The sequence below is a fragment of the Desemzia sp. AGC72 genome (genome assembly GCF_057334175.1).
The window spans coordinates 31,747-47,178 of record NZ_JBHFIG010000021.1; the positions used below are offsets into that span (position 1 = coordinate 31,747).

Annotated in this window: 16 protein-coding genes; 15 read left to right on the forward strand and 1 reads right to left on the reverse strand. The window is 36.6% G+C overall.

Annotated features, from left to right (window positions below; genetic code table 11):
- Positions 1–153: 153 nt before the first annotated feature.
- Positions 154–2,388 carry an ATP-dependent Clp protease ATP-binding subunit gene (locus tag ACE025_RS09065; RefSeq protein ID WP_485939369.1) on the reverse strand — a complete coding sequence of 745 codons (2,235 nt, stop codon included), beginning with the start codon at positions 2,386–2,388 and terminating at the stop codon, positions 154–156.
- Positions 2,389–2,618: 230 nt separating this feature from the next.
- Here ACE025_RS09065 and ACE025_RS09070 point away from each other — a divergent pair, with 230 nt between their 5' ends.
- The 15 genes from ACE025_RS09070 (at position 2,619) to ACE025_RS09140 (ending at position 15,431) form a co-directional block, all read left to right on the forward strand.
- Positions 2,619–2,807, forward strand: a complete 189-nt coding sequence (locus ACE025_RS09070) for a hypothetical protein (RefSeq protein ID WP_485939370.1) — start codon at positions 2,619–2,621, stop codon at positions 2,805–2,807.
- A gap of 177 nt (positions 2,808–2,984) precedes the next feature.
- Positions 2,985–3,251, forward strand: coding sequence for a phosphocarrier protein HPr (locus tag ACE025_RS09075; protein WP_092479707.1), 267 nt, complete (start codon positions 2,985–2,987; stop codon positions 3,249–3,251).
- The gene (ptsP, locus tag ACE025_RS09080; protein WP_485939371.1) at positions 3,251–4,972 is read left to right on the forward strand and encodes a phosphoenolpyruvate--protein phosphotransferase; all 1,722 of its coding nucleotides are present in this window, start codon (positions 3,251–3,253) and stop codon (positions 4,970–4,972) included. Before ACE025_RS09075 ends, ptsP begins: the two co-directional genes overlap by 1 nt.
- Before the next feature lie 234 nt (positions 4,973–5,206).
- Positions 5,207–6,409, forward strand: coding sequence for a glycosyltransferase family 4 protein (locus ACE025_RS09085; RefSeq protein WP_485939372.1), 1,203 nt, complete (start codon positions 5,207–5,209; stop codon positions 6,407–6,409).
- Between the two features lie 4 nt (positions 6,410–6,413).
- Positions 6,414–7,439, forward strand: coding sequence for a glycosyltransferase family 4 protein (locus ACE025_RS09090; RefSeq protein WP_485939373.1), 1,026 nt, complete (start codon positions 6,414–6,416; stop codon positions 7,437–7,439).
- 82 nt (positions 7,440–7,521) lie between these two features.
- The gene (locus ACE025_RS09095; RefSeq protein WP_485939374.1) at positions 7,522–8,391 is read left to right on the forward strand and encodes an NAD(P)-dependent oxidoreductase; all 870 of its coding nucleotides are present in this window, start codon (positions 7,522–7,524) and stop codon (positions 8,389–8,391) included.
- A gap of 348 nt (positions 8,392–8,739) precedes the next feature.
- Positions 8,740–8,973 (forward strand): YkuJ family protein, encoded by a 234-nt coding sequence (locus ACE025_RS09100; protein ID WP_485939375.1) that lies wholly within the window; start codon positions 8,740–8,742, stop codon positions 8,971–8,973.
- 373 nt (positions 8,974–9,346) lie between these two features.
- A complete protein-coding gene (locus tag ACE025_RS09105) occupies positions 9,347–10,864 on the forward strand; it encodes a Mur ligase family protein (protein ID WP_485939376.1) in 1,518 nt (505 codons plus the stop codon).
- Between the two features lie 167 nt (positions 10,865–11,031).
- Positions 11,032–11,577 carry a YqeG family HAD IIIA-type phosphatase gene (locus ACE025_RS09110; RefSeq protein ID WP_485939377.1) on the forward strand — a complete coding sequence of 182 codons (546 nt, stop codon included), beginning with the start codon at positions 11,032–11,034 and terminating at the stop codon, positions 11,575–11,577.
- Positions 11,555–12,688: a ribosome biogenesis GTPase YqeH gene (yqeH, locus tag ACE025_RS09115; RefSeq protein ID WP_485939378.1), complete on the forward strand. Its 1,134-nt coding sequence runs from the start codon at positions 11,555–11,557 to the stop codon at positions 12,686–12,688. Before ACE025_RS09110 ends, yqeH begins: the two co-directional genes overlap by 23 nt.
- A gap of 31 nt (positions 12,689–12,719) precedes the next feature.
- On the forward strand, positions 12,720–13,031 hold the full coding sequence (gene yhbY / locus ACE025_RS09120) for a ribosome assembly RNA-binding protein YhbY (protein ID WP_485939379.1): 312 nt from the start codon (positions 12,720–12,722) through the stop codon (positions 13,029–13,031).
- A gap of 36 nt (positions 13,032–13,067) precedes the next feature.
- Complete coding sequence (locus ACE025_RS09125; protein WP_485939380.1) at positions 13,068–13,712, forward strand: nicotinate-nucleotide adenylyltransferase; 645 nt, start codon at positions 13,068–13,070, stop codon at positions 13,710–13,712.
- Positions 13,702–14,310 carry a bis(5'-nucleosyl)-tetraphosphatase (symmetrical) YqeK gene (yqeK, locus tag ACE025_RS09130; protein ID WP_485939381.1) on the forward strand — a complete coding sequence of 203 codons (609 nt, stop codon included), beginning with the start codon at positions 13,702–13,704 and terminating at the stop codon, positions 14,308–14,310. Before ACE025_RS09125 ends, yqeK begins: the two co-directional genes overlap by 11 nt.
- Before the next feature lie 10 nt (positions 14,311–14,320).
- On the forward strand, positions 14,321–14,677 hold the full coding sequence (gene rsfS, locus ACE025_RS09135; RefSeq protein WP_485939382.1) for a ribosome silencing factor: 357 nt from the start codon (positions 14,321–14,323) through the stop codon (positions 14,675–14,677).
- Between the two features lies 1 nt (position 14,678).
- Entirely contained in the window at positions 14,679–15,431 is a 753-nt protein-coding gene (locus ACE025_RS09140; RefSeq protein ID WP_485939383.1) for a class I SAM-dependent DNA methyltransferase, read from the forward strand.
- Position 15,432: the final 1 nt, after the last annotated feature.

Below are 15,432 nucleotides of genomic sequence, written 5' to 3' on the forward strand. Positions count from 1 at the left end.
ATACTATTTGATTTTATTATAAACTGCACGAAACTGTTTTTCAAAATATTATTTACTATTTAGAAGAAAAAAATCCCCTTTGAAGATAAGAAGTTCTTATTCTTACTCCAAAGGGCATGGTGTTAAAGCTATAACGAGAGGTTATATCAAAAATTATTCTGTTGTATCTGATGAAGAAGGTGATTCGATTTCTTCTTTGATCTCAACAATTTCTTTTTCCTTTATAGTGATTTCGTCTTGTTCTACCGTACAGATCAAGTCTTTAGCATTTGGATGATCCAAATAGAAATCAGCTACACGGTCTTCTATTTGCTCTTGAATAACTCTTCTTAATGGACGAGCGCCCATTTTAGGATTGTATCCAAGATCTACTAATTTTTCTTTCGCTTGCTGATCCACATCTAAGGTGATGCGCTGATCTTGAAGCATGCGGTTTACATCTAAGATCATTAAATCAACAATTTGGAGCAAGTTTTCTTTACTCAACGTATTGAATTCGATGATACCGTCAAATCGGTTGATAAACTCTGGTTTGAAGTAATCTGTCAAGTGGTTCAAGACTGAACTGCGGTTTGCTTGGTTAGTAGCTGCAAATCCTACACTAGCTTCAACTTCACCTTGTCCAACATTACTTGTCATGATAATGATCGTATCTTTAAAACTAACCGTTCTTCCTTGCGCATCAGTCAAACGACCATCGTCAAGAATTTGCAAGAACATGTGCAATACATCCGGGTGAGCTTTTTCAATCTCATCTAACAATAGAATGCTGTAAGGGTTGCGGCGGACTTTTTCTGTTAATTGACCAGCTTCTTCATAACCAACATAACCTGGAGGAGAACCGATTAATTTAGAAACACTGTGTTTTTCCATATATTCGCTCATGTCAAAGCGAACATACGAATCTTTGCTGCCGAACAATTCAAAAGCCAGCTGTTTAGCCAATTCCGTTTTTCCGACACCAGTTGGTCCGATGAATAAAAACGAACCGATAGGTCTGCCTTTTTTATTGAAACCAACACGATTTCTGCGGATAGCTTTAGCAATTTTTTCAATAGCAGCATCTTGTCCAATAACATGTTTTTTCAAGTCGGTATCTAAGTTTCGCAATTGTGTTTGCTCTTTTTCTTTTAGATCTCCGACAGGGATATTTGTTTTTAATTCAATAATATTGATCATATCTTGCTCAGTAACGACTGGTTTTTCAGAATCAGGTTGTTGCTGATCTCGCATAGCTGCGTATTTAGCAGCTTGATCTCGGTAAAATGCAGCTTTTTCATAATCCTCATTTTGCAAAGCAGCTTGTTTTTCTTGAGCAGCTTCAGCAATTTTCTCTTCTATGATTTGAGGATCGATCGTTTGGATCGTCAAGTTCTTCTTAGAACCAGCTTCATCTAATAAATCGATTGCTTTATCCGGCAAGAACCGATCTTGGATATAACGATCTGATAAGTTGATTGCACTGCGTATAGCTTCGTCTGTATATTTCACTTGGTGGTATTCTTCATATTTCTTTTGGATACCTTTTAAAATACTGAAGGTTTCATCAAGAGTAGGTTCATCGACACGTACTGGTTGTAGACGACGTTCTAGTGCACCGTCTTTTTCAATTGAACGGTATTCTCTTAACGTAGTAGCACCAACTAATTGAAGTTCCCCTCGAGCTAAGGCAGGTTTTAAAATGTTTCCAGCATCCATACTTCCGTCTGCACTACCTGCACCTACGATTTCATGGATTTCATCAATAAACAAGATAATGTTATTATTTTGTTTCAATTCATTCATTAATTGTTGCATGCGTTCTTCAAATTGACCACGAATACCAGTACCTTGTACTAAAGAAGCAACGTCTAAGCGGATGACTTCTTTGTTCATCAATTTTTGAGGAACGTCGCCGTCTACGATTTTTTGTGCTAAACCTTCTACAACAGCAGTTTTTCCAACACCTGGATCACCAATCAAAACAGGGTTGTTTTTTGTACGGCGGTTCAAAATCTCTAATACGCGCTCAATTTCTTGATCTCTGCCGATAACTGGATCAATTGCTCCTGATTTTGCCAAGTCAGTCAGGTTAGTACCATATTCTCCTAGCAAACCGGATTTTCTTCTAGTAGGAGGCTGGTTGCCTCTGCCGCCCCCTGTTTGAGTAGGAGGGACGTCTGAGTTGGGATATTCTCTTGCTCCGCCTTGCATAGAACGGAACAAATCATCCAGATTCCCAAATCCGAAAGGATTTTGAGGAGGACGATTATTTCCCATTCCTCGAGCTTGTGCATTTTTCAATTCTTGGTAACAATTTTGGCATAGGTCTAATTGGCCTTTTTGACCATTCATACTTGTATATAAATGAATAGTAGCTTCATTTTGATGGCAATTTTGACATAACATATTTTACACAACCTTTCAAAGATTGATTCATAAGTCAGATGCAAATTTGACTTTGTCTGACCTTTATGAATTTATTATACACTGACCATTCCTGACTTTCAAGTTTTTTTCTTATAAAAAATTAGTTATTTATCACAAAAAATAGTTTTTGTTTACAAAGACAAGATACAACTATTTTCTGTTTTATGAAAGTGATACACTATACTTAAGAGAAAAAAGAGGTGGTTAAATTGACTAAAGAAGAAATACAGCAAAAAATTTTTGCATTGAGCAATGGAGAAGTGGAAGAAATCAATATCCAGAAAGAAGAGTTTATGATTTTTTTAGAAGTATGGAATCAGCATCCGAAAAAAAATACCGTTATAGGTGAGGCTGGATTGGGTGGAAACGTTGTCTATAGACGCAAAAGTAGAGAATAGATTAAATTTATCTATGATTTAGCGTTTACAATGTAAAAAGAGTTGTGAAATTATTGAAAAAATGGTAATCTAATTTTTGAAAGGGTTATTTTTAACTATGTCTTTTACTGTTTAACAGTATTATAGATGAAACTGACTCTAATAAAAAATATTTGAAATAAAGGGGAATAACCAATTATGGAAAAACGCGAATTTCATATCGTAGCTGAAACAGGAATCCATGCTCGTCCAGCTACATTATTAGTACAATCAGCAAGCAAATACAACTCAGATATCAACCTTGAATACAAAGGTAAATCTGTAAACTTGAAATCTATTATGGGCGTTATGTCTTTAGGTGTTGGCCAAGGCGCAGACGTTACGATTTCTGCTGAAGGAGCAGACGAAGCTGAAGCAATTTCTGGAATCGCAGAAACAATGAAGAAAGAAGGATTATCAGAATAATGGTAGACGTACTGAAAGGAATTGCAGCTAGTGATGGTATTGCTATTGCAAAAACTTATATGCTTATCGAGCCTGATTTAACTTTCACCAAAAAATCAGTTGAAGATTCAGATAGTGAAATTCAACGCATCACTGATGCATTGGCGAAAGCTAAAGAAGAACTTAGTTTGATTCGTGAGAATGCAGCAAAAAGTTTAGGCGAAGAAGAAGCTCAAGTTTTTGATGCACATTTAATGGTCCTTTCAGATCCTGATTTGATTGGAACGGTTGAAAGCAATATCAAAGACAACAAAGTAAATGCAGAAAGTGCGCTTCAAGAAGCTACTAATACATTTATTTCGATTTTTGAAGGCATGGAAGACAACCCATACATGCAAGAACGTGCAGCTGACATCAAAGATGTTCGTAAACGTGTTCTAGCTCATTTATTAGGTGTGAAACTGCCTAGTCCTTCAACTATTGATGAAGAGGTTATTGTGATTGCTCATGACTTAACACCGAGTGATACTGCTCAATTAAACCGTAAATACGTTAAAGCTTTCGTTACAGATATTGGAGGTCGTACTTCACATTCTGCTATTATGGCGCGTTCTCTTGAAATTCCGGCAATTGTTGGATCGAAAGATATTACAACTCGTGTAGTAGATGGTGACGAAATTATCGTTGACGGTTTAGAGGGTCAAGTATTTATTAAACCAGATGCTGAAACAATCAACACTTACAGTCTAAAAGCTGAAGAGTTTGAAAATCAAAAAGCTGAATGGGAAAAACTTAAAGAAGAAGATACTGTAACAGCCGACGGGAAACATATTGAATTAGCTGCAAACATTGGTACTCCTAAAGATTTAGATGGAGTTCACAACAATGGAGCTGAGGCAGTTGGTTTGTACCGCACGGAATTCTTATACATGGACTCTTCAGATTTCCCAACAGAAGATGATCAATATACAGCATACAAAACAGTATTAGAAAGTATGGGAGAAAAACCTGTCGTTGTCCGTACAATGGACATCGGTGGCGATAAAGAACTTCCTTACTTGGATTTGCCTCATGAAATGAACCCGTTCTTAGGATATCGTGCAATCCGTATTAGTTTAAATGAATCTGATATGTTTAGAACACAATTGCGTGCTCTATTACGTGCTTCAGTTCATGGCAACTTGCGTATCATGTTCCCTATGATCGCTACTCTAGGTGAATTCCGAGAAGCTAAAGCTATTTTAATGGAAGAAAAAGCTAACTTGATCAACGATGGTGTTGAAGTTTCTGATTCTATCCAAGTTGGTATCATGATTGAAATTCCGGCTGCTGCTGTAATTGCGGACAAGTTTGCTAAGGAAGTAGATTTCTTTAGTATCGGAACAAATGACTTGATTCAATATACAATGGCTGCTGACCGTATGAATGAACGCGTTTCTTACTTGTACCAACCGTACAATCCTTCAATTTTACGCTTGATCAAGAATGTTATTGATTCAGCTCATAAAGAAGGCAAATGGGCAGGTATGTGTGGAGAAATGGCTGGAGACCAAACGGCTGTTCCGTTGTTGCTAGGTCTTGGTTTAGACGAATTTTCAATGAGTGCATCAAGTGTATTAAAAACACGCAGCTTAATGAAAACGTTAGATTCAACGAAAATGGCTGAATTGGCAGATAAAGCAATCAATGAATGTGATACTGCTGAAGAAGTTGTTGCTTTAGTTGAAAAATATCTAAAATAAAACCATAAAATGATTATTTAAAAACGTTTGTTTAGGTTTTTCTAAACAAACGTTTTTTTTATAAAGAAACTTTATCTACTGCTAAAGATGGATTATTTTTTTATCGTACTATGTTAAGGTAAGATTATATTGAGCAATCTATCAAAAAAACAATGTAAACTAGATATTTAACACATTTGCACTGTTTTTTTTATTGAAAATCCGTATAATCTTATTAAAGGAGTGAAAATAAAAATGAGAATAGGAATTTTCACTGATTCGTATTTTCCCCAAGTAAGCGGAGTGGCTACGTCTATCCAAACATTAAAAGAGGAATTGGAAGCTCATGGGCATGAAGTAGTTATTTTTACAACGACAGATCCTAAAGCTGATAAACATGAGCCGGGAATTGTTCGATTTGCAAGTATCCCATTCTTTTCTTTTAAAGATCGGCGAGTGGCCTTTCGTGGCATGTTGAGTGCACTGAGAAAATCTAAAGAATTTGGTCTTGACTTAGTCCACACACATACTGAATTTAGTTTAGGTTTAACTGGAAAATATGTAGCGCGTCAACTTGGTATTCCTTGCGTGCATACGTATCACACTATGTATGAGGATTATTTGCATTATGTGGCTAAAGGAAAAGTTTTACGCCCTTCGCACGTGAAGTTAGTTTCCAAGCATTTTTGTAATCAAACGGCTGGAGTTATCGCTCCTAGCGAAAAAGCGAAAAATAAACTTTTGTTCTACGGTGTGAAACAAGATATTCGAGTGATTCCTACAGGAGTCAATCTGGAAAAACTAAGAGCTCCATCAATACGTAATATTCGAGAAGAATTAGCTATTGGCGAAGATGAGTTAGTCTTGTTGTCATTAAGTCGTTTAGCTCATGAAAAAAATATAGGTGCCATATTAAAAGCTTTCCCTATTGTGCTAAATGAATACCCGACCGCTAAATTAATTGTAGTTGGCGATGGGCCTATTCGTGATGAGTTGGAGCAATTAAGTAAGGAATTAAATGTTACAAATTCTGTTCGCTTTACTGGAGAAGTCCATGTAGATGAAGTAAATGCTTATTACCAAGCTTCGGATTTATATGTTAATGCTTCTACATCTGAATCTCAAGGTTTGACTTACATTGAAGCGATTGCTGCAGGAACAAATATTGTAGCGAAATCTAGTCCTTATACTGATATGCTGATTTACAGCGGTAAATTGGGTAAAACGTATCGGCAGGATGAAGAATTAGGTCAAACAATCTTGGATTACCTGAAAAATAAGGACACTCAAAAAAATAATGCAAATAATACAATAGATCGGAAAAAGTTGCTTCAATCGATTTCATCTACTGTTTTTGGCGAAGAAGTGTTGAAATACTACAAGGAAGCTATGCAGACATATCATCAAGAGAAACCCGTTGAACCAAAATATTATCGAAAATCAGTAAGGAGAGGTTAAATACATGATTCACATAAATATGTTTTCTTCTGCTGATAAAGTTAAAGGTCAAGGAGTTGGCAGTGCTTATTTAGAATTGGTGCAATTATTAAAAACATACCATAAGGATTCAATAGAGCTCTCTATCAATCAGTTTTCAAAATCATCTATCAGCCATTATCATACAATCGATCTGCATTTTTATATCAGCACCTTTTTTAGAAAACGGTTTGGAAGAAGAATAGGGTATGTTCATTTCTTGCCTTCAACATTAAAAGGAAGCATTCATCTACCGAAATTCATAGAAGAAGTATTTTATAAATACGTTATATCTTTCTACAAGAGGATGGACCATTTAGTAGTGGTTAATCCTATTTTTATTGACGAATTAAAAAAATACGGTATTGCAGAAAATGATATTACATATATTCCTAATTTTGTCGCAGAGAAAGACTTTTTTGTTTATTCTAACGAACAAAAAAAGCAGCTGAAAGAAAAGTTGACTATCAAACCTGATCAATTTGTAGTATTTGGAGCCGGGCAAGTCCAAGAGCGAAAAGGTGTATACGACTTTGTTAAGTTAGCTGAAGAAATGCCGGACGTTCAATTTATTTGGGCTGGAGGATTTTCGTTTGGGAAAATAACAGATGGTTATGAAAAGTTTAAAAAAATTATGGATCACCCGCCTAAAAATTTGTTGTTTACGGGTATCTTAAACCGGGATAAGATGCGAGATTATTATAATCTGGCTGATGTTTTTTTATTGCCATCTTATGAAGAGTTATTTCCAATGTGTATCTTGGAATCTTTAGCTTGTCACACACCTGTTGTGTTGCGTGATTTGCCATTATATCAGCCGGTATTGAAAGGCTATTATCACCCAGCTGCAGATAAAGCATCTATGAAAGAAACCATCAACCGACTAAAACAGGACGAGGTTTTTTATCAGAATATAAAAGAAAAAGCCGTTGAAGGAAATGCTGCCTATTCGGAGAAACGTCTGGCTCGCATATGGCTTGAATTCTACAGCCGGCAGAACCATCTTCAGTAAAAATCTTGCAGCGCTTTTAGAAGGGTTATATTGAATCCGTGTTATACTAATAATAAGGGATAAGGGGAGGAGATAGGTAGTGATGAAGAAAAGAATAGGGTTTATTGGAACAGGTGTTATGGGGACATCTATTGTTAAACATTTGTTGAAAGCCGGTCATGAGGTACAAGTTTATAATCGGACAAAAAATAAAGCAGCTGAAATCATAGAATTAGGCGCGAAATGGAAAAATACTCCTGCTGAAGCAACGCAAAATACAGATATAGTATTTACTATAGTAGGTTACCCTTCCGATGTAGAAGAAGTTTATTATGGAGATAACGGGATTTTTCAAACAGCGGGAGCTGACCAAATATTAATCGACATGACGACTAGTACGCCGACATTGGCTAAAAAACTTTATAAAACTGGATCAGAAAAAGGTCTAGGTATTTTGGACGCTCCAGTTTCTGGAGGAGATCTAGGTGCTAAAAATGGTACTCTGACTATTATGGTAGGAGGAGATCAAGATGTATTTAAAAAAATAGAACCGATTTTTAATGTTTTTTCCAGCAAGGTAAATTTGCAAGGGCCAGCTGGCAGCGGACAACATACTAAAATGGCTAACCAGATAATGGTAGCAGGTACAATGACTGGTATGACAGAGTTATTAGTGTACGCAAAAGCAGCAGGATTAGATGTCGAAAAAGTAGTAGACACAGTTGGAGGCGGCAGTGCTCAAAATTGGTCATTGACAAATTATGCTCCGCGTATTTTAAAAGAAGATTATTCTCCGGGATTCTTCGTGAAACACTTTGTTAAAGATTTGAAAATAGCTCTAGATGAAGCTAAAAGAATGAACTTGAGTTTGCCTGCTACAGCTCTGGCCGAAAAAATGTATGAAGAATTAGAAGGTAAAGGTAAGGGAAATGACGGTACACAAGCATTGATTAAACTATGGTGGGAAAGCTGAAAGCTGATCTGCTAAAAAAAGTCGGCAGGAATTTTCTTGCTGGCTTTTTTTATTCAGGTATATCTTTTCTAATTCTTGCAACCTAAGTTTATTTGTTTTTAGGATGAGAATTTCAAAAACTGAATCCTCATTTTTTTGCCATGCTATTCCTAACTTATTTGCTGTGAGATATCATTTTTTTATCATAATTTAAAAAAAGAAGTACTGGCTAATAAAGTAAAAAAGCTTTTATTATAGCAATGCACAAAAGAGCCGGAATTTTTTTTGTAAAACAGAAGTGAGTATAGTGTTATTTACTATAAAATCTGTTAGAATAGTACTGAGTCAAGTTTGAAAGGGGCACGAAACATGAAGTCTTCACAATTAATTGCCATTATCCGAAGATTAGAAGCTATGCAAGAAGGGTCAGATGGGGAAGTACAAGTCCGTCGCTTTGAAAAAGAAGGCGCTGAACGTTGTCTGATCAATTATGATGGCAAATCTGGAGTTTACGAACTAGAAGAAATAGCCACTGGTCAAGTTTATCAATTTGATGATATTGATATTGTAGCAATAGAAATATTTGAACTACTTCAAGATTAAGCAATCAACCGATGCAGAAATGGTGGTATTTCTGCATCGGTTGTTTTATTTTGTCTATAATAGTCGGAAATCCCTCCCGGACATTCGCTCTTTGGTCCGAAGGGGATTTTAGCATGTATCAAAACTTTAATAGAAAAGAGTGGCTTTTCCTAAAATTGCGTTCAATAACGAATTTTTAAGTAAATAGTAAAATATTTTGTTATAATAAGAAGAAGTTTGTTAGACTTGAAATGTCTGATCATCCTGAGAGATGGTTATCTAGTTTTTTTTGACACATTGAATAGGTAGGAGATGCTGATGAGGTTTTGGTACGAAAAGAGACGATCAGCGCACCAAAATCAGCCATTAGTTGAATAAAGGGAGATATGGAAACATGAGAACTTTAAAAGTACAAGAATACATTGATCAATTAGTTGAGAAGGATATTTTAGTCAAAACTACGATTGCTCGAGATTCTGTTATTGCTAATAGTGCTGTTTTACAAATGACATACGATTCGCGAGAAGTCAGCGAACCTTCTCTGTTTATCTGTAAAGGTGCTACATTTAAAATAGAATATTTGAAACAAGCTGTGTCTTATGGAGCTTTGGCTTATGTCAGTGAAGTAGAATATGACATAGATGTGCCTGTTATTTTAGTAAGAGAGATACGAGAAGCCATGGCGGTGTTAAGTTCTCTTTTTTATGACTTTCCAGAAGATCAATTGACATTGATTGGTGTAACAGGAACAAAAGGAAAAACAACTACGACGAATTTTATGCGTTCTATTCTAGATGATTATTTAGTAGCTAACAAAAAAAGAACATCAGGATATTTTTCATCAGTTGAGAACTACGATGGAGTCACGAAATCACCTTCGCGTATGACAACTCCTGAAGCGATGGTATTAAAACAAAATTTCAGAACGGCTGTAGATTCCGGTGTTGAATTTTTTGAAATGGAAGTTTCTAGTCAAGCATTGAAATACGATCGTACAAAAGGATTGACATTTAAAATCGGTATTTTCTTAAATATTTCTGAAGATCATTTAAGCCCAGCAGAACATAGTGATATGGATGATTATCTAAATTCAAAATTATTGCTGTTTAAACAGTCGGATACAGTTTGTTTAAACTTGGATACTGATTACTTTGACAGGATTGAAAGAGCTTCACGACAAGCGAATAATGTCATTACATTCAGTCAGCGAAACGAAAAAGCAGATATTTTTGGGTTTAACGTACAAAAAGAGCATAATCAAATTACTTTTGATGTCCGCACACCGACGTACATTGAAAAAATTTCTCTAGGAATTGCAGGGTTGTTTAATGTGGAGAACGCATTAGCCGCTATTTCTGCGATGTATGTATTAGGTATTCCTATAGAGTACATCAAGTCAGGATTGTTAAAAGCACGTGCAAAAGGACGTATGGAGTTGTATAACAGCCAAGATAAAAATTTGGTCGGGATAGTAGACTATGCGCACAATCGATTGAGTTTTGAAGTGTTGTTTGATTCTCTGAAACAAGAATACCCTCACCATAAACTGATTTCAGTATTTGGCTGTCCGGGAGGAAAAGCCTACAACCGACGAAAAGAGATGGGCGAAGTAGCTGGCAAATTTTCAGATAAAGTTTATATTACTGAGGACGATCCCGCTGATGAACCGCTTCTGGAGATATGTAAGCAAGTTGCTGAAGCTGTTATAGCAGAAAACGGGTCTTATGAGATTGTTGAAGATAGAGCAGAAGCTATTCAAAAGGCAATGAGTCATATAGATGGGCCTACTGTCGTAGCAGTAGTAGGCAAAGGCGCTGAAACTAATCAACGAGTTGGAAATGGGTATGTCGATTACCAAGGAGACACTTTTTATGTGATCAAAAATTTAGAAGAATACAATAAAAAACATTAGGCAAACTAATACGCCAGCCATCTGTTTAAATAAAATAGATCAGGAGCTGAAATGAAGAATACGCTTAGTGAAAATTGATATTCTCAGCTTTTCGCGTATAATAAAAGCATAGAATACTATGGGAGTGCTAAAAAAAGTGCTCCCATTTTAATGAGTAGGGAGATGTTATGTTAAATATATTTAAACCTACCTGGATGGTAGAAGCAATCTATCAAATTACTCCAGAGCAATTGAGAGAGCAAAATATAAAAGCCGTTTTGACGGATTTGGACAATACGCTGATTGCTTGGAATAACCCAAATGGTACAGAAGAATTGATTGCTTGGATCCAAGTAATGAAGGAAGTAGATATACCGATCATTATTCTGTCTAACAATAGTGATGAGCGAGTAAAACGTGTAGCAGAATTGTTAGGTGTCCGTTACGTTCCTCGCGCTATGAAACCTTTGTCAAAAGGTTTCAATGAAGCTGCGGAAGGGTTGAAACTGCCTAAGGAAGAAATTTTAATGGTAGGGGATCAGATCATGACAGATATTTGGGGAGCCAATATAGCGGGGATCCGTAATGTACTTGTCAAACCAATTCTAAACTCAGATGCATGGAATACGCGCATCAATCGTTTTTTTGAATTGCACATTATGAACTATTTGATCAAGAACGATCCAGATATGAGATGGAGGATGTCAATACATGACAAAGATAGAGTTAAGTAACGAAGAAGAGATTCGCTGTATTGGTTGCGGTGCTGTATTGCAGACAACCGACAAATCTAAACCAGGATATACACCAGCGGCAGCTTTAGAAAAAGGGTTGGAAACTGGAGAAGTATACTGTCAGCGTTGTTTCAGATTGCGTCATTACAATGAAATCCAAGATGTTCATTTGACTGATGACGATTTCTTGAAATTATTAAACGAAATCGGCTCTAAAGACGCCTTGATCGTAAACGTGATAGATGTATTTGATTTTAACGGAAGCGTCATTCCGGGACTGCACCGATTTGTCGGTAAAAACCCGGTATTGCTTGTAGGGAACAAGGTAGATCTATTGCCGAAGTCGCAAAAAAGAGGTCGTTTGACTCAGTGGTTGCGCGAGAGAGCTCATGAAATTGGATTGCGTCCGGTAGATGTAGTATTAACGAGTGCAATGAAAACCAACGAAATAGATGAGCTGAAAGAAGCGATTGAAAAATATCGTAACGGAAAAGACGTTTATGTAGTAGGCGTGACAAATGTTGGGAAATCCAGCATTATTAATCAAATCATTAAAAGTTCAGCAGGAGTACAAGATTTGATCACGGTTTCTCAGTTTCCAGGTACTACATTAGATCAAATTGAGATTCCTTTAGATAACGGAAAATCTTTGATCGATACACCGGGAATCATTCATCGTCATCAAATGGCTCATGTATTAGGAGCAAAAGATTTGCGATTGATTGCCCCTAAAAAAGAAATCAAACCGAAAGTTTATCAATTAAATGAAGCGCAAACGCTATTCTTCGGCGGCGTAGCTCGATTTGACTTTATCAAAGGAGAAAGAAGCTCTTTTACTTGTTATGTTTCAAATGATTTAAACATTCATCGGACAAAATTGGAAAAAGCTGATGAACTGTACGAGAAACAAAAAGGAGCTTTATTGCAGCCTCCGCGTATGGAAGAAAAAGATTCTTTTCCTGAGCTGGTTCGTTTTGAGTTCTCTATCAAAGAAAAATCAGACATCGTTTTTGCCGGTCTGGGATGGATCACTGTCCCTCAATCTGGTGTAGTCGTAGCTGGATGGGCACCTAAAGGCATTGACGTTTTAATTAGAAAGTCAATTATTTAATGTGAATTGAATATAGAAATGGAGAGTTACTATGAACTTATCAGGTAAGCAAAAAAGTTTTTTAAGAAGTAAAGCGCATCACTTAAACCCTATTTTTCAAGTAGGTAAAAACGGGATGAATCCAGAAATGTTAGTACAAATCGGGGAAGCGTTGGAAAAAAGAGAATTGATCAAAGTATCTTTACTGCAAAACGCAGATGAAGAAGTTTCTGAAGTGGCTGAAGCTATCGAACAAGCGGTCAACTGCGAAGTAATCCAAAAAATCGGTCGTGTGATCGTGTTGTTTAAACCATCTTCACAAGAAAAATACCGTAAAATCTCATTAGATATACCCAAGAAATAACGTTTAGAGTTTACAGTAGGAAGGAGTGGAAGTTGTGTGAGAGAATCTTTTTTTTCTGGGAAACAGACTAAAGTTTTAAGTGAAGTATTGCCTGAAACGGAAACAAAGAAAAGAGTGGGTATTCTTGGAGGTACATTCAATCCTCCGCATATTGCGCACTTAGTCATTGCAGACCAAGTATGCCAACAATTAGGGTTGGAAAAAGTTTACTTTATGCCAACTGCTAATCCTCCTCATGTGGATGCTAAAAAAACGATTGATGCCAAACATAGAGTTAATATGGTAAAGCAAGCTGTTTTAGAAAATCCTCAATTTGATATTGAAACGATTGAAATTGAGCGCGGCGGAAAGAGTTACACGTATGATACGATGTTGGAGTTGATTCAACGCCACCCAGATACAGAATATTATTTCATTATCGGAGCGGACATGGTCAACTATTTACCGAAGTGGTACAAAATAGATGAATTGATGCAATTGATTCAATTTGTAGGAGTAAAAAGACCAGGTTATGTGATCGATACTCAATACCCCTTAATATGGGTAGATGTTCCAGAGATAGAAGTAAGTTCTACCTCTGTTAGAAAAAACATTGCCAGAGGCTGTACAGTTAATTACTTAGTGCCTGAAGCGGTTTTAGATTATATTCAACAAGAAGGGTTGTATAGAGATGAAAAGTAAAGCTGATGAGCTTGTTTATTCAAAGCACTATCTCTCTGTGACCCGAGAAGAGTTGAAAGAACAAGTAAGAACGCAAATGAGCGCTAAACGTTTTATTCATGTCTTAGGTGTAGAAGCAGCAGCAGTCGACTTGGCTGAAAAATATGGTGCATCCTTAGAAGCCGCCAGTATTGCTGCTTTGTGCCACGACATCGCAAAAGAGAGACCAGATCAAGAAATGAAAGAATTGATAAAACAGAGTGGATTTCCTAGCGAATTGATGGAATATGGCAGTAACATTTGGCATGGTCCTTGTGCAGCAGAAATGGTAAAAAAAGACTATCATCTTTTAGATGAAGATATTTTAAATGCTATTCGTTACCATACGATCGGCAGAAGTGAAATGTCTTTATTAGAACAAGTGATTTATGTGGCAGATTACATTGAACCAGGAAGACATTTTCCTGGAGTGGAAGAGGCTCGTCGTCTGGCAGCGGAAAATCTACAAGCTGCAGTTTCTTTTGAAACGCAACAGACACTGGTTTATTTGATTCAGACCAAGAAAAAGATTTATCCAAGAGCCGTAGCTACTTACAACAGATGGGTAGCTAACAAATAGGAGGAAAAACATGATTGAAACAAATATGGAATTATTAAAAACAGTAGTTAAAGCAGGTGATGATAAAAGAGCTGAGGATATTATGGCAATGGATGTTGCAGGGATCTCTCTTTTAGCAGATTATTTTGTAGTTATGCACGGAAACAACGAAAGACAAGTTGCAGCTATTGCTGAAGGCATCGTAGACAGTGTAGAAAAAGCAGGATATACAGTGAAACATGTCGAAGGAAAAGACTCTGCGAAATGGATCTTGATTGATTTAGGAGACGTTGTTGTTCACGTATTCCATTATACAGAACGTTCATTCTATAACTTGGAAAAATTATGGAGTGACGCTCCATTAGTAGACATTTCTGGAATGATGTAACATGAGTTACGATATTTTCGCTCAGGTGTATGATGATCTGATGGACGAAGAGTTGTATGACCAATGGATCTTATTCACCAAGAGCAATCTCCGTGAGTACCATCAACATGTACTGGATCTAGCTTGTGGAGCAGGTCAATTGGCCATCAAGATGCAGCAAGAGGGTCTAAAAGTTACTGGATTGGATTTGTCTGTGCAGATGCTGGAAATAGCTGGAAAACGTGCAAAACAAGCAGGAGAAGCAATTTCTTTTGTTCAAGGAGACATGACCGACTTAACAGGCTTGGAACAATTTGATGCTGTCACTTGTTATTGTGATTCGATTTGTTACTTGCCTGATGAAGAATCTGTTCAGGCTGCTTTCAGTCAAGTTTATCATCATTTAACGGAGGATGGAGTATTTCTATTTGATGTTCATTCTATTTATCAAATAGATGAAGTCTTTCCTGGCTATACGTTTAACGATCAAACGGATGAAGTGAGTTTTTTATGGAAAAGTTATATTGGAGAGCATCCACATTCCATTGAACATGACCTAACTTTTTTTGTTTATCAAAATGAGGTTGATTTGTATGAACGATTTGATGAAACACACAATGAACGGACATACTCGTTGGAAACCTACCTTGATATGTTGAAGAAAGCTGGATTCGATTCTATAGAAGTATCTGCTGAGTATGGAAAAGAAGACGTAACAGAAGAGAGTACTCGATGGTTTTTTGTTTGTCATAAAAACAAACAGCAAAGTACCTGAT

Bases quoted from the DNA above. Each gene is read 5' to 3' on its own strand.
- ACE025_RS09065 (WP_485939369.1), bottom strand. From the start codon at position 2,388: ATGTTATGTCAAAATTGCCATCAAAATGAAGCTACTATTCATTTATAT.
- ACE025_RS09075 (WP_092479707.1), top strand. From the start codon at position 2,985: ATGGAAAAACGCGAATTTCATATCGTAGCTGAAACAGGAATCCATGCT.
- ptsP (WP_485939371.1), top strand. From the start codon at position 3,251: ATGGTAGACGTACTGAAAGGAATTGCAGCTAGTGATGGTATTGCTATT.
- ACE025_RS09085 (WP_485939372.1), top strand. From the start codon at position 5,207: ATGAGAATAGGAATTTTCACTGATTCGTATTTTCCCCAAGTAAGCGGA.
- ACE025_RS09090 (WP_485939373.1), top strand. From the start codon at position 6,414: ATGATTCACATAAATATGTTTTCTTCTGCTGATAAAGTTAAAGGTCAA.
- ACE025_RS09095 (WP_485939374.1), top strand. From the start codon at position 7,522: ATGAAGAAAAGAATAGGGTTTATTGGAACAGGTGTTATGGGGACATCT.
- ACE025_RS09100 (WP_485939375.1), top strand. From the start codon at position 8,740: ATGAAGTCTTCACAATTAATTGCCATTATCCGAAGATTAGAAGCTATG.
- ACE025_RS09105 (WP_485939376.1), top strand. From the start codon at position 9,347: ATGAGAACTTTAAAAGTACAAGAATACATTGATCAATTAGTTGAGAAG.
- ACE025_RS09110 (WP_485939377.1), top strand. From the start codon at position 11,032: ATGTTAAATATATTTAAACCTACCTGGATGGTAGAAGCAATCTATCAA.
- yqeH (WP_485939378.1), top strand. From the start codon at position 11,555: ATGACAAAGATAGAGTTAAGTAACGAAGAAGAGATTCGCTGTATTGGT.
- yhbY (WP_485939379.1), top strand. From the start codon at position 12,720: ATGAACTTATCAGGTAAGCAAAAAAGTTTTTTAAGAAGTAAAGCGCAT.
- yqeK (WP_485939381.1), top strand. From the start codon at position 13,702: ATGAAAAGTAAAGCTGATGAGCTTGTTTATTCAAAGCACTATCTCTCT.
- rsfS (WP_485939382.1), top strand. From the start codon at position 14,321: ATGATTGAAACAAATATGGAATTATTAAAAACAGTAGTTAAAGCAGGT.
- ACE025_RS09140 (WP_485939383.1), top strand. From the start codon at position 14,679: ATGAGTTACGATATTTTCGCTCAGGTGTATGATGATCTGATGGACGAA.